The following is a 13586-nucleotide window of genomic DNA, read 5'->3' as shown; positions in this document are numbered from 1 at the left end:
CGCACGGACGGCGCGCCCGCGCGCGGGTCGGCGGCGACCATCAGCAGGACCGCGGCCGCGCCCATGAACAGCGCGCCGGCGCCCACGGGCGCGACGAGCGGCTTCTTGGCGAACGCCAGCAGCGCGCGCACGTCGAACCGCGATTGCGGCGCGGCGGCGGCGGTCCCGGCGAGGGCGAGGCGGCGTTTGGCGAACATGAACCCTGAGCGTCGGCTCGAAGACGAGGTTTCCCGAGGCTCAGGGTCTGTCCGGCGGGTTAAGAAACCCTGACGGTCTTAACCTATTTTTTCACCGCCGCAGCCGGCGCCTCGGCCACCTTGGCCGGGACGGGGACGGCGATCTTCGGCAGGGCCTTCAGGTCGCCCTTGACGGCCAGCACCTGGAAGGCGCGCTCAAGCTGGAAGTCCTTCTTCTCGTCGAAGCCGGCCGGCGGCGCTTCGGTGGGCTTGTGCGGCCCCTTGCGCTCGGCCTTCTCGGCGGCGTCCAGCGCGTTCGAGTAGGCGGCTTCGCTGTAGATGAAGTTCGACTCCGAGACGATCTCCGCCTCCTTGGCCGAACGCGCGACCTCGAGGTCCGGCTCGATGCCGGTCTTCTGGATCGAGCGGCCCGAGGGCGTGTAGTAACGCGCCGTGGTCAGGCGCAGCGCCCCGTCTCGGCCCCCATGCAGCGGCATGACCGTCTGCACCGAGCCCTTGCCGAAGCTGGTCAGGCCGACCACCGTCGCCCGCTCGTGGTCCTTCAGGGCGCCGGCCACGATCTCGGCCGCCGAGGCCGAGCCGTAGTTGATCAGCACCACCACCGGCAGGCCGTGGGCCAGGTCGCCCGGGGTGGCGTTGTAGCGCTCGATGTCGCGCGGATCGCGGCCACGCTGGGAGACGATCTCGCCGCCTTCCAGGAAGGCGTCGGCCACCGCCACCGACTGCTCGAGAATGCCGCCGGGGTTGTTGCGCAGGTCCAGCACGACGCCCTTCATGTCGGGCTTGTCGGCGCGCAGCTTGTTCAGCGCGTCGACCGTCTCCTGGCCGGTGTTCTGGTTGAAGCTGGAGATGCGCACGACGCCATAGTCGCCCTCGACCCGCCCGCGGACGGACTTCAGGTTGATGACCTCGCGGGTCAGAGTGCGCTCGATCGGCTTCTCCTCGCCCTCGCGGGCGAAGGTGACCTGCACCTTGGTGCCCATGGCCCCGCGCAGCTTGTCGCCGGCCTTCTTCAGGGTCATGCCGACGGTGTTCTCGCCGTCGATCGAGGTGATCACGTCGCCAGCCTGCACGCCCGCCTTGGCGGCCGGGCCCTCGTCCATCGGCGTGATGACCTTCACCAGGTTGTTGTCGACCGTGATCTCCAGGCCCACGCCGCTGTACTGGCCGCGCGCGCGTTCGTTCAGGTCGTTGTACTCTTCCGGGTTCATGTAGTTGGAGTGCGGGTCGAGCGAGGTCAGCATGCCGTTCAGGGCCGCTTCGATCAGCTTCTTGTCATCGACCTCGACGACGTACTGCTGCTCGACCACGGCGAGCACGTCGCCGAACAGCTCGAGCATGCGGAAGGTCTCGGACTTGGGCGCGAACGACGACTGGGCGGCGTAGGCGACCGCGCCCGCGCTCAACGCCAAGGCCGAAACACCGATCACCAGCAGCTTGCGCATTCACGTCCTCGCGCTTCCAGGCCCGGGCGTCCGCCATGGACGCTCTCGGCCACGCATCAAATCAGTCCCGACGACCTTCGTCGAGCCACCGCGCCGGATCGACCGGCGCTTCGTTGCGGCGAATTTCAAGATAGAGTTCCGGCGGCGGTCCGGAAGAGCCGCTCATGCGGCCGATCGGTTCCCCGGCCGCGACGGATCGTCCGGTCCGGGCCGAGACCTCGTCCAGACCGGCGACCACCACGTGGTAGCCGCCGCCCATGCGCAGGATCACCACCTCGCCCCACTGCTTCAGCGGGCCGGCGTAGGCGACCACCCCGGCGGCCGGGGCCAGGACCTGGGCCGAGCGTTCGGTGCGCCAGGTCCAGCCGTCGGAACGCCCGGCGCCGGCGCTCTGGCCGAAGCGGCGGATCAGCTCGCCCTGCACCGGCGCGGACATCCGCCCCGGCCCGGCCCCGGCCTCGCCAGGATGCGACAGGCCCTGAATGAGCCCGCCCAGATCCTGCACTCGCTCGGCCAGGGCGCGCGCCTCGCGCTCGGCGGTCTCGGCGTCGCTGGAGAGGCGCGCCTCCAGATAGGACTTCTCGCGGATCAGGCGCTCGATCTCGGCGCGGCGGTCGGCGGCGTTACTCTCGGCGGTGAACAGGGCCTCGCCGGCCAGCGCCGCTTCGCGGCGCAGCCGGTTGATCTCTTCCGCCTCGCCCTTCAGCGCGTCGGCCCGGCGCTCCAGCTCCGGGGCCACGGCGCGCATCAGGATGGCGGCGCGCACGGCGTCGGTGGCGGAGTCCGGCGACACCAGCAGCGCCGGCGGCGGATCGCGGGTGTACAGCTGCAACGCGCCCAGCAGGCGCGTCAGCTTGGCGCGGTTGCGGCTCATGCGGGCGGTCAGCTCGCTCTCGCGCGCGTTCAGCCGGTCGAAGCGGGCCCGCTGGGAGGCGACGTCGGCCTCGTCGGTCGACTGGCGCTGGGCCAGCGACACCAGTTGCGAGCGCAGCCGCTCGATCTCCTGGGAAGCGTCGCGGGCCTGGGCGCGCAGCTGTTCGCTCTCGCGCGCCTTGTCCTGGCGCTCGGCTTCCAGCCGGTCGATCTCGTCGCGATTGCCCTTCTGTCCCCACGCGGGCGTGGAGGCCAGGGTCACGACGGCCAGGACGGAAGCGACGCGGCGAAGCATGGGGCTAGCTATAGCGCTGCTGGGGCGGCGCTCAATCGCGGTGATAGGGCGAGCCGCCCAGGATGGTGACGGCGCGATAGACCTGCTCGGCCAGCATCACCCGGGCCAACGCGTGCGGCCAGGTCTGCGGTCCGAAGGCCAGCTTGAAACGGGTGGCCGCGCGCACCTCGTCGGACAGGCCGTCGGCGCCGCCGATGAAGAACACCAGCCGCCGCTCGCCCTGATCGCGCAGGCGCTCGACCCGCGCCGCGAAATCGCGCGAGCGGAAGGTCTCGCCCCGCTCGTCGCAGGCGACCAGGTAGGCGCCCGGCCCGATCGCCTCCAGCAGGGCTTCGCCCTCGGCGGCCTTGCCGGGCTTGCGCGGCTCGATTTCCAGGATGTCGACGGGGCCCAGGCCCAGGGCGCGGCCCGCGGCCGTCGCCCGCTCGGCGTAGTCGCGGGCCATGGCGGCCTCGGGCGAACGGCCGAGCCGCCCGACAGCCGCGATGGTCACCCGCATACGCGTTTAGACAGCAGCCGGAGTCCGGTGCGGCGCGTCGACCGACCAGATCTTCTCGATGTTGTAGAAGAGGCGGACCTCGGGCCGGAACAGGTGGATCACCACGTCCCCGGCGTCGATCAGCACCCAGTCGCAGTGCGGCAGGCCTTCGACCCGCGCACGACCGTAGCCGGCGTCCTTCAGGGCGCGCAGCAGGTGGTCGGCCAGCGCGCCGACGTGGCGCGTCGATCGGCCCGACGCCACGATCATGGAGTCAGCGACCGAACTCTTGCCCTTCAGGTCGATGTGAACGATCTCCTGGGCCTTGTCGTCGTCCAGGCGCTTCAGGATCAGTTCTTCGAGCGAAACGTCTTCATCTCGCAGCGGGTGAACCGGGTCCATCTCATGAGACGTGTTGGACACCGCGTTCGATTGCGCGTCATGCGCAGGGGGGCGACTCAGCTTCAAACTCCTCTACGGCCTGGCCGTGACGTGAACCCTATCACGTAAGGGGCCTCAGGTCATCCGGCGAGCGGCGCCGCGCGTTTCGCCGCGGTTCCGGCCCGAATGGCGGTCGAAGACACCGTGTGCAGCGGCGCGACGAGGTAGGCCCAGGCAGGCGCTTTCGCGGTCGGCAGGGCCCTGGCCGCGGGCTCCGGCAGGCGGGCGCGGACGAAGCGCCGGGCGAACGGCGAGGTGCGGCCTTTCAGCGCCTCGGGGCCGGGCCGGGCCACGACGGCGACGGGGACCAGCCGGGCGATCTCCCGCCAGGCCCGCCAGCGATGAAACTGGGCCAGGTTGTCGGCGCCCATGATCCAGACGAAGCGCACGCCGGGGAAACGGGCCTTCAGCGCGCGCAGGGTGTCGATGGTGTAGCGGGTCCCGGCCCGGGTCTCGAAGTCGGAGACCAGGGCCCCCTTCGGCGCCACGGCCTTCGCGCCGGCCATGCGTGCGGCCAGCGGCGCGGTGTCCCGGTCGGACTTCAGCGGGTTCTGCGGCGAGACCAGCCAGATCACCCGGTCCAGGCCCAGCCGCTTCATGGCCGTCTCGGTGACGTGGGCGTGGCCGGCGTGGGCCGGGTTGAACGAGCCGCCGAACACGCCGACCCGCATGCCGGGCTCCAGATGGAAGCCCGGGCGGAGCGGCGCGCGCGGCGAGCCGCCGCTCAGGGGCGCCACTCGCCGGCGTCGGGCTCGTCGTCGGCCTGCCTTTCGGCCCGCTTTTCCTCGGCCCGCTTCTCGCGGATTTCACCCCAGGCGGCGCGCAACAGCTCGGTCACGCCCTCGCCGGAGACGCCGGAGATCACGAACGGGCGCTTGCCGGCGGCCTCTTCGAGCTCGGCGAGTTTCTCGTCGCGCAGTTCCGGGGTCAGGGCGTCGGCCTTGTTCAGGGCCAGCAGCTCCGGCCGATCCGCCAGGCCTTCGCCGTAGGCCTCCAGTTCGCCGCGGATGGTGCGGTAGGCGCCGGCGACGTCGTCCTGCGTGCCGTCGACCAGGTGGACCAGCACGGCGGTGCGCTCGACGTGGCCGAGGAACTTGGTGCCCAGGCCCGCGCCTTCCGACGCGCCCTCGATCAGGCCGGGAATGTCGGCGATGACGAAGCGCTCGTTGGTCGACAGGTCGACCACGCCGAGGTTGGGCGTCAGCGTCGTGAACGGATAGTCGGCGATCTTCGGCCGGGCCGCCGAGACCGCCGCCAGGAAGGTCGACTTGCCGGCGTTGGGCAGGCCGACCAGGCCGGCGTCGGCGATCAGCTTCAGCCGCATCCAGACCCACTTCTCCTGGCCGTCCTGGCCGGGCATGGCGAAGCGGGGCGCCTGGTTGATCGGGCCCTTGAAGTGCACGTTGCCGAAGCCGCCGTTGCCGCCCTTAAGCAGGCGCAGGCGCATGCCGGCGTGGTCGAGGTCGGCGATCAGGGTCTCGCGATCCTCTTCATAGACCTGGGTGCCGACCGGCACCTTCAGCACCACGTCGTCGCCGGCCGGGCCGTTCATCTGGCGCCCCGCGCCGTGCATGCCGGTCTGGGCCTTGAAGTGCTGCTGGTAGCGGTAGTCGATCAGGGTGTTCAGGCCCTCGACCGCCTCGATCCACACGTCGCCGCCGCGGCCGCCGTCGCCGCCGTCAGGGCCGCCGTATTCGATGAACTTCTCCCGGCGGAACGACACGGCTCCGCCGCCGCCGTTGCCGGAGCGGATAAAGATCTTGCACTGGTCGAGGAACTTCATGCGCGGGGTTGTGAACCAGGGGCGCGCGAAGGTCGAGGGGGTCGTGGTGATCCAATCCGGCGCGGCGCGCCCCCCATGGCCGTTCAAGCGGGCCGCGTTCGTGCTTTACGGCCCCGCCGGTCGCCGTTCACGGACCTCCGCAGACCTGTCCGCAAGCTTCCGATCCGAAGCGTAGAGTAAATGGATTGTCGGCCATCCAGCGATCAACAAACCCGGGTCCACAACGAGGTTTGCGCACCGGTAAGCGTAATCAATATTTAGAGACTCCAGTGCGACAAGACGGCCGAGGGCTCGTGTAGAAGCGCGGGCCGGAGGGAACAGCGGTGTCGCAGAGCGCTGATATCGCCGTGTCGTCCTGGGAGGACGACATCGAGAGATTGAGTCTACCCGACCTGATGCGGAAGTATCCGATCGAGGCGGGCGCCCACCGGGGCATGCTGTTCCATCGCGGACGCGGCCTGAACCCGAGCTGGCGCGAGTTCAAGCGGTTCCTGGCCGACATGGGGCCCTGCCCGCAGGTCGGCCATGTCCTGACCTTCTACGACCCCAACGAGATCAGCTACGGCCCGGGACGGGTCTGCTGGTGCGATCCGGCCAAGCCGCCGAAGAAGTTCGTGCCGCCGGCCGACGCGCTGAGGCCCGACGCCATGGCCCAGTGGACCACCGTCCAGGGCCGCCAGGTCGCCCACACCGACGTGGCCAAGGTCCTGCAGATCCCGATGGCCACCTTCTCCTCGGCGCTGAACGAGGGGCGCACCGCCGACGAGGTGGTGCACCAGTCGACCGCCGCGGACGAACTGATCAACGCCAACGCCTCATGGCTGCCGCCGGACGCCGAGCGACGCTCGGGTTTCCTGCAGGCCTACAAGGCCTGGCACCTGCGCATCCGGCCGGCCTACAGCCGCGCGGCCACGCCCGCCTTCCTGTTCGCCTACATCGCCGTGCCGGTACTGCGCGACTCCCGCAAGCTCCTGACCGAGTTGGGCCTATGGGAGCCGCTGAGCCTGAAGGACACCAAGGCGCGCGACGCCCACCCGGCGTGGAAGCGCTGGTGCGAGTTCCTGCCGCGCGCCCAGACGGCGGTGAACGAGATCGACGCCTACCGCAGCTATTCGCTGTTCACCGAGCTGGAAGACCTGGCCGACCGGATCACCAAGGCGGAGCTGCGGTTCCGGCACGGGCCGAAGTCGCCGAAACCGCAGCGCGCCGCCGCCTGAGGCAATCCCTCGCTTAGAGCAGGCAGACCATCATCCGGATCGGCGTGTCCTCGCCCCGCGCGCGGGAGTGCTTGGTGCGCACCTCGCCGGTGTAGAGGAAGCCGGCGTTGCTGAGCACGCGGCCCGAGGCCGGATTGTCGGTGAAGTGGCCGGCGACCACCGCCCGCTTCTTCCAGCGCCGGCGCGCCCAGTCGAGCGCGCCCTCCGCCGCCTCGGTCGCGAAGCCGCGTCCCCAGAACGGCCGGCCGATCCAGTAGCCGACCTCCGGATAGGGATCGGCGTCGTGGAAGAAACCGAGCACGCCGATCGGCCCCTCGTCCTCGTGATCGAGGACGAAGGTGTTCTCGCGCCTGGGATCCTGCGCGGCCGTGCGGGCCACGAACTCCTCGGCGTCGGCCAGGCTGTAGGGATGCGGCATGCGCGTGGTCATCCGCGCGATGTCCCGATCGTCGGCCAGACAGGCCAGTCGGGCCACGTCACCCTCTTCCGGAGCGCGCAGGGTCAGGCGCCGGGTTTCGATCCGGGGGGAGAACTCGATCACGCACATGCCAGCCTCCTTTGGGGCCGAGGCCCCGGGCTGCGGGAAAAAGAAAACGGGGAGCCCGGCGATCCGGACTCCCCGCTTGGAATTTCCTCGTCCGGATCGCTGCTTTGTGGGCGGCGCGATCCGGAACGTGTGCGTTCTAGCTCGCGCCTATTCGGCGGCCTGTAGAGCCGGGATTACGGACACGAAACACTTGTTGTCGCGCTTGGTCGTGAACTTCACGGCGCCTTGCGCGGTGGCGAACAGAGTGTGATCGCGGCCCATCCCGACGTTGTCGCCGGCATGGAACTTGGTGCCGCGTTGGCGGACGAGGATGTTGCCGGCGAGCACGCGCTCACCGCCGAACTTCTTCACGCCAAGGCGTTTGGATTCGGAATCGCGACCGTTGCGCGACGAACCGCCGGACTTCTTATGTGCCATAGGTCTAGCTCCTGAACTCTAGGACTTAGGCCTCGCCGCCTTCGGCGGCGGCTTCGTCGGTTTTCTTCTTAGCGCGGGCGGCCTTCTTCGGCGCGTCCGCAACCGGATCGGCGTGCTCGACCACCGTGGCGGCGATCTTCGGAGCCTTGCCCTTGCCCTTCACCTCGGCGACCACGGCGGCCGCTTCAGCGGCGATCGGGGTCAGCAGGGCGGCGGCGTCGCCCAGGCCGCGAGCGCGCGCGTCCAGGACCGCCTTCGGGGTCAGGTCGACCGTGCCGTCCCACTTGGCCGACTTGCCGGCGCCCGACAGGCCGGTGACGCGGATGACGGTCTCCTGCTGGCGGTGACCGCGGGTGCGGCGATAGCCCTGGCGGCGGGTCTTCTTGAAGATCTTGACCTTCTCGCCCTTGCGGGTTTCGACCAGCGTGCCGGTCACCGAGGCGCCTTCGACCAGCGGCGCGCCGACGGCGGCGCCGGCTTCGTCGCCGACCATCAGGATCTGGTCGAACATCACGTCGGCGCCCGGGGCGCCTTCCAGCTTCTCAACGACCAGCAGATCGCCGGCCTGAACCCGGTACTGCTTGCCGCCGGTTTTGATCACCGCGTACATCGGGGCGCCTCACCTTGCGCAAAAAAATGTGCGCCCGCGGGATGGCCCACGGGCGAGAGGGCGTGACTTATACTCGGGGCGAACACAGAGTCAACGCGAGCGCGGCGCCTTATTTGGACAGGTTCCGTCGCGTGGCGGAATCGTCGCGGCCCAGCCCTCGCCTGTTACACTATAACGCGCTATATGCGCAGACATGACCCCGTCGCGCTTCAACCTGCTGCACGCGAGCGCCCTCGTGCGCCTGGCGCTGGCCGTCGTGGCGCTGGCCGTCGTCTGGGGCGCGGTGTGGCTGGCCATCCAGGGCGGTCCCCGATGAGCGCCGCCGTCCGCCTGCACGACGTCACGCTCGGCTATGAGCGCCACCCGGCCGTCCACCACCTGGACGGCGTGTTCGAGGCCGGCCGGCTGACCGCCGTGGTCGGGCCGAACGGTTCGGGCAAGTCCACTCTATTGAGAGGCGTGGCCGGCGCGCTGGAGCCGCTGTCGGGCCGCATCGAGCTGCAGGGGCTGAAGCCGCGCGACATCGCCTACCTGCCGCAGGACCCGGGCGTCGACCGCAACTTCCCCATGACCCTGGGCGAACTGGTGGCGCTGGGCTTCTGGAACAAGCGCGGCCTGTTCGGCGGCCTGCGTCGCGCCGACCGCGAGCGCCTGCACGACGCTTTCGCGGCGGTCGGCCTGCACGGCTTCGAGGACCGGCCGCTGAACGCGGTCTCCGGCGGCCAGCTGCAGCGGGCCCTGTTCGCGCGCGTGCTGCTGCAGGACGCCCGTCTCATACTATTGGACGAGCCGTTCTCGGCCGTCGACCAGAAGACCACCGCCGACCTGGTCGAGCTGATCCAGCGCTGGCCGCGCGAAGGCCGCGCCGTGATCGTCGTGCTGCACGACCTGGAGCTGGCCCGCGACGCCTTCACCGACGCTCTTCTATTGGCCCGCGAGAAGGTCGCCTGGGGCCCGGCGCGCGAGACCCTGCGCCCGGAGAACCTCCTGAAGGCGCGGCGCCTGTCGGAGGCCTTCGACGCGCACGCCCACGTGTGCCGCAGGACTGAAGACGCCTGATGCTGACCTTGAACGCCGCCGTCTTCGCCAGCGCCAGCGCAGGCGCCGTCGCCCTGGCCTTCGGCGCCGCGCCGCTGGGCGTGCTGCTGATCGGCCGGCGCATGAGCCTGGTCGGCGACGCGCTCTCGCACGCCATCCTGCCGGGCGCGGCCCTGGCCTTCCTGATCGCCGGGGCCGACCCCTGGGCGCTGACCTTCGGCGCCCTGACCGCCGGCCTGGTCGTGGCCGTCCTGTCCAGCCTGCTGTCGCGCACCCAGCGCCTGCCCGAGGACGCCTCCTTCGCCGTGCTCTATCTGAGCGCGCTGGCGGTGGGCGTGCTGATCCTGGGCCGCACCGCCGACGGCGAGGCCCTGCACGGGCTGCTGTTCGGCGACGTTAAGGCGCTGGACCCGGCCGGCCTGGTGTTCGCGGCCGGCGCCGCGACCGCCACCATCCTGTCGCTGGCTCTATTCATGCGCGGCTTCGCGGCCGAGGCGGCCGACCCGGTGTTCATGCGCACCACCGGCGTGCCCGGCGGCGCGCTGCACGCGCTGCTGATGTGCCTGGTGGCGCTGAACCTGGTGGCCGGCTTCCGCGCCTTCGGGGCGCTGATGACCGTGGGCCTGATGATGATCCCGGCGGCGGCCGCGCGCTTCTGGGCCCGCAGCTTCGCAGGCCAGATCGGCGCGGCGGTGCTGCTCTCCACCCTGGCCAGCGGCGTGGGCCTCCTGGCCGCCCGCGCCTACACGGTGGAGCCCGGCGCGGCCATGGTCCTGTGCGCCGCCGCCCTGTTCGTCGTTTCCGCGCTGTTCGGCCCCAACCGCGGCCTGCTTCAAAGCCTGCCCGGTCGCGCCCATCTGGAAGGCTGACCCTTTCGCTTCGGCCGCCCCTTCGTTTCGGCCTTAGGGCCGACTAGAGAGACCGCATGACCCAGCAAATTCCCGTCACCGTGCTCACCGGCTATCTGGGCGCAGGCAAGACCACGCTCCTGAACCGCATCCTCACCGAGGACCACGGCAAGCGCTACGCCGTCATCGTCAACGAGTTCGGCGAGATCGGCGTGGACAACGACCTCGTCGTCGGCGCGGACGAGGAAGTGTTCGAGATGAACAACGGCTGCGTCTGCTGCACGGTGCGCGGCGACCTGATCCGCGTGCTGTCCGGCCTGATGAAGCGCAAGGGCAAGTTCGACGCCATCGTGGTCGAGACCACGGGCCTCGCCGACCCCGGCCCGGTCGCCCAGACCTTCTTCGTCGACGACGAGGTGAAGGCGCGCACCAAGCTGGACAGCGTCACCACCGTGGTCGACGCCAAGCACGTCGAGGCCCGCCTGGACGACTCCCGGGAGGCGCGCGAGCAGATCGCCTTCGCCGACCAGATCATCCTGAACAAGACCGACCTGGTCTCCGAGGCGGAGCTGGCCCGGGTCGAGGCGCGCCTGCGCGGCCTCAACCCGCTGGCCCCGATCCACCGCGCCCAGCGCTCGAACGTGCCGCTGGGGACGATCCTGGGCCGCAACGCCTTCGACCTGGAGCGCATCGTCGACCTGCAGCCGGAATTCCTGAACCCGGCCCACGGCGAGCCCGGCCACGTGCACGACGAGCACTGCGGCCACGACCATGATCACGACCACCACCATGGTCATGACCACGGGCACGACCACCACCATCACCACGAGGGCGCGCGCGGCCACGCCCACCAGGACGACATCAAGGGCGTCAGCCTGTCGCTGGAGCGGCCGGTGGACGGAAACAAGTTCACCGCCTGGATCGACAAGGTGCTGGCCGACCAGGGCCCCGACATCCTGCGCGCCAAGGGCATCGTCGACGTGAAGGGCGAGGACCGGCGCCTGGTCTTCCAGGCCGTGCACATGATCCTGGAAGGCGACCTGCAGCAGCCGTGGAAGTCCGACGAGCGCCGCTGGAGCCGCGCGGTCTTCATCGGCCGCAACCTCGACGCCGCCAAGCTGCGCGAAGGCTTCGAGGCCTGCGCGGCGTAATCTCCCCGTCATCCCGGCCGCAGCGTAGCGAAGCGCAGCGGAGAGCCGGGACCCAGCAAGCGCCGCGATCTTTGCAGCGCGCATCGCAGCGTTGAGCTCGAGCTTGCTGGGTCCCGGATAAGCGCTGCGCGCTTTCCGGGATGACGCCCTTTGAATTTGCGATCGGCGACAGCTTTCGCCCCGCACGCTATGAGCCCGCCCATGACCGCCTTCGCCTTCGACGCCTACGTCACCGCCGCCCTGTTCGAGCGCTCCGGCCGCGCCGCCTTCGCGCTGGGCGACGGCACCGTGCGGTTCGAGACCGGCGAGACCGTCGAGGCGCACCCGAACGGCTCGGTGCAGTGCGCCGCCCCGCATCCGTCGGGCGAGGGCGTGGTCACCGGCGGCGACGACGGGCGTCTGGTCTGGTCGAAGGCCGACGGCGCGGTCGAACTGGCCGATGCGCGCGGCCGGTGGATCGACGCCGTGGCGGCCGCGCCGGAAACCGGCCTGATCGCCTACGCGGTCGGCAAGGAAGCCCGCGTGCTGGACGCCAAGGACGCGGCCTTCGCGCGCGTGTTCGCCCACGAGCGCTCGGTCGCCGACCTGGCCTTCGACGCCAAGGGCCGCAAGCTGGCCTGCGCCACCTACGGCGGGGCGGCGGTCTGGTTCGCCCGCATCGCCGAGCAGAAGCCGCAGACCCTGAAGTGGGCCGGCTCGCACGTCGGCGTGGTCTGGAGCCCGGACGGCAAGTTCCTGGTCACCGCCATGCAGGAGAACGCGCTGCACGGCTGGCGGCTGTCCGACGCCAAGGACATGCGCATGGGCGGCTATCCGGCCAAGATCAAAAGCCTGAGCTTCCTGGCCAAGGGCATGCTGCTGGCCACCTCCGGGGCCAACGGCGCGGTCGTGTGGCAGTTCACCGGCAACAACGGGCCGATGGGCAAGGAAGCCGCCGAGATCGGCCATGACGAGAGCGCCATGGTCACCCGCGTGTCCGGCGCGCCGGACAAGACCGTGCTGGCCGCCGGCCTCGACGACGGGCGCCTGTGGGTCGCCGACCTGAAGACCTCCAAGCTGGAGCGGGTGAAGGCCGAGAAGGGCGCGGCCGTGACAGCGCTGTCGCTGTCGCCCAAGGCCGACCGCCTGGCCTGGGGCGACGAGGACGGCGGCGCCGGCGTTCTGGCCGTCGCGGTCTGAGCGGGGGCTTAACCCGGGCGAGGCGCTCGGCTAGCCTAGCGTCGGGGGAGTGAGCGTCATGGCCGGCAAGAAGTACGCGAAGTTGAGGAAGAGCCTGCGCACGGTTCTGATCGTGCTGCTGGGCGCGGTGCTGATCCTGCCGCCGCTGGGCGTGCTGGTGCACCGTTGGGTGCCCGTGCCGGTCACCTACCTGATGGTCGACCGCGCCTTCGAGGGCGAGGGCCTGCACCACAAGTGGCGCCCCCTGAAGAAGATCTCGCCGAACCTGGTCTATGCGGTGATCGCCGCCGAGGACGCCAAGTTCTGCTCGCACCACGGCTTCGACTTCGACGCCATCGAGAAGGCGATGAAGCACAACGAGGGCCATCGCAAGGTGCGGGGCGGCTCGACCATCAGCCAGCAGACCGCCAAGAACGTCTTCCTGTGGCCGCAGCGAAGCTGGGTCCGCAAGGGGCTGGAGGCCTACTACACCGTCCTGATCGAGGCGCTGTGGCCCAAGAAGCGGATCATCGAGGTCTACCTGAACGTGGTGGAGTGGGCGCCGGGCGTCTACGGCGCCGAGGCCGCCTCGCAGAAGTGGTACGGCAAGAGCGCCGACCAGCTCACCAAGAAGGAAGCCGCCCGCCTGGCGGCCATCCTGCCCAGTCCCCGCAAGTGGAAGGCGGCCGGATCGGGCCCCTACGTGCGCAAGCGCTCCTCGAAGATCTCGGCGGCGTCGGGCACGGTGCGCCACGAGGGCCTGGCGACCTGCGTCTATCCGAGCGGAAAACCTTGACCTTGCGGCGCTAAGCCGCTTCCCATGCCTCCCGGAACGGCGGTCGCCCGCGAGCGGCCGCCGCCTAGAGCCTTCCCGTCTCGAATGAGACGGGAATGAAGGCTCTAGAATCATAATGGTGGAGCGGCGATCGCGCCGAAACCGGCATCCACTTTCGGCTATCGCCGCTCTGGGAGGAAATCACCGCAATGAAACGCCTTCTGATGACCGCCGCCGCCGCGTGCGCGCTGGCCGGTTGCGCCACCACTCCGAGCGCCTCGACGGCGCCGACCCCGGCCACGCCGGCCACGCC

16 protein-coding genes and 1 pseudogene are annotated in these 13586 nt (G+C 70.3%); 7 read left to right on the top strand and 10 right to left on the bottom strand.

The genetic code is table 11. The annotated features are described in order from the left end of the window. The 7 genes and pseudogenes from G3573_RS14435 to obgE form a co-directional block, all read right to left on the bottom strand. Positions 1-197, bottom strand: a pseudogene (locus tag G3573_RS14435) (divergent polysaccharide deacetylase family protein); the annotation flags it as partial. 83 nt (positions 198-280) lie between these two features. Then, positions 281-1642, bottom strand: coding sequence for a S41 family peptidase (locus G3573_RS14430; RefSeq protein WP_163261939.1), 1362 nt, complete (start codon positions 1640-1642; stop codon positions 281-283). A 61-nt stretch (positions 1643-1703) separates the two neighbouring features. Further along, positions 1704-2810, bottom strand: coding sequence for a peptidoglycan DD-metalloendopeptidase family protein (locus tag G3573_RS14425; protein WP_163261938.1), 1107 nt, complete (start codon positions 2808-2810; stop codon positions 1704-1706). Positions 2811-2841: 31 nt separating this feature from the next. Then, the gene (gene rlmH / locus G3573_RS14420; RefSeq protein WP_163261937.1) at positions 2842-3309 is read right to left on the bottom strand and encodes a 23S rRNA (pseudouridine(1915)-N(3))-methyltransferase RlmH; all 468 of its coding nucleotides are present in this window, start codon (positions 3307-3309) and stop codon (positions 2842-2844) included. Between the two features lie 6 nt (positions 3310-3315). Then, the gene (gene rsfS / locus G3573_RS14415) at positions 3316-3690 is read right to left on the bottom strand and encodes a ribosome silencing factor (protein WP_163261936.1); all 375 of its coding nucleotides are present in this window, start codon (positions 3688-3690) and stop codon (positions 3316-3318) included. Between the two features lie 119 nt (positions 3691-3809). After that, the gene (locus tag G3573_RS14410) at positions 3810-4466 is read right to left on the bottom strand and encodes a nicotinate-nucleotide adenylyltransferase (protein ID WP_346427388.1); all 657 of its coding nucleotides are present in this window, start codon (positions 4464-4466) and stop codon (positions 3810-3812) included. Next, a complete protein-coding gene (obgE, locus tag G3573_RS14405) occupies positions 4454-5512 on the bottom strand; it encodes a GTPase ObgE (RefSeq protein WP_163261940.1) in 1059 nt (352 codons plus the stop codon). The genes G3573_RS14410 and obgE overlap by 13 nt, the downstream gene beginning before the upstream one ends. 323 nt (positions 5513-5835) lie before the next feature. Here obgE and G3573_RS14400 point away from each other — a divergent pair, with 323 nt between their 5' ends. Continuing rightward, a complete protein-coding gene (locus tag G3573_RS14400) occupies positions 5836-6729 on the top strand; it encodes a hypothetical protein (protein WP_163261935.1) in 894 nt (297 codons plus the stop codon). Between the two features lie 13 nt (positions 6730-6742). On the opposite strand, the gene G3573_RS14395 is transcribed toward G3573_RS14400, so the two are convergent. The 3 genes from G3573_RS14395 to rplU form a co-directional block, all read right to left on the bottom strand. Then, on the bottom strand, positions 6743-7276 hold the full coding sequence (locus G3573_RS14395) for a GNAT family N-acetyltransferase (RefSeq protein ID WP_163261934.1): 534 nt from the start codon (positions 7274-7276) through the stop codon (positions 6743-6745). A 147-nt stretch (positions 7277-7423) separates the two neighbouring features. Further along, the gene (gene rpmA, locus G3573_RS14390; RefSeq protein ID WP_163261933.1) at positions 7424-7693 is read right to left on the bottom strand and encodes a 50S ribosomal protein L27; all 270 of its coding nucleotides are present in this window, start codon (positions 7691-7693) and stop codon (positions 7424-7426) included. Between the two features lie 25 nt (positions 7694-7718). Beyond that, the gene (rplU, locus tag G3573_RS14385; protein ID WP_163261932.1) at positions 7719-8303 is read right to left on the bottom strand and encodes a 50S ribosomal protein L21; all 585 of its coding nucleotides are present in this window, start codon (positions 8301-8303) and stop codon (positions 7719-7721) included. A 193-nt stretch (positions 8304-8496) separates the two neighbouring features. Here rplU and G3573_RS22460 point away from each other — a divergent pair, with 193 nt between their 5' ends. The 6 genes from G3573_RS22460 (at position 8497) to mtgA (ending at position 13294) form a co-directional block, all read left to right on the top strand. After that, positions 8497-8619: a hypothetical protein gene (locus G3573_RS22460; protein ID WP_255500936.1), complete on the top strand. Its 123-nt coding sequence runs from the start codon at positions 8497-8499 to the stop codon at positions 8617-8619. Beyond that, entirely contained in the window at positions 8616-9362 is a 747-nt protein-coding gene (gene aztA / locus G3573_RS14380; RefSeq protein WP_163261931.1) for a zinc ABC transporter ATP-binding protein AztA, read from the top strand. Before G3573_RS22460 ends, aztA begins: the two co-directional genes overlap by 4 nt. Next, complete coding sequence (locus G3573_RS14375; RefSeq protein WP_163261930.1) at positions 9362-10210, top strand: metal ABC transporter permease; 849 nt, start codon at positions 9362-9364, stop codon at positions 10208-10210. The genes aztA and G3573_RS14375 overlap by 1 nt, the downstream gene beginning before the upstream one ends. Positions 10211-10266: 56 nt before the next feature. Beyond that, entirely contained in the window at positions 10267-11340 is a 1074-nt protein-coding gene (locus tag G3573_RS14370) for a GTP-binding protein (protein ID WP_163261929.1), read from the top strand. A gap of 201 nt (positions 11341-11541) precedes the next feature. After that, positions 11542-12519, top strand: coding sequence for a WD40 repeat domain-containing protein (locus G3573_RS14365; RefSeq protein WP_163261928.1), 978 nt, complete (start codon positions 11542-11544; stop codon positions 12517-12519). A 58-nt stretch (positions 12520-12577) separates the two neighbouring features. Next, positions 12578-13294, top strand: coding sequence for a monofunctional biosynthetic peptidoglycan transglycosylase (gene mtgA, locus G3573_RS14360; RefSeq protein ID WP_163261927.1), 717 nt, complete (start codon positions 12578-12580; stop codon positions 13292-13294). Positions 13295-13586 lie beyond the last annotated feature (292 nt).

Source organism: Caulobacter sp. 17J65-9 (assembly GCF_010975005.1).
Classification (GTDB): Bacteria; Pseudomonadota; Alphaproteobacteria; order Caulobacterales; family Caulobacteraceae; genus 17J80-11.
Note: the sequence above shows the minus strand (reverse complement) of the source record. Positions and strands in the feature narration are given on the sequence as shown.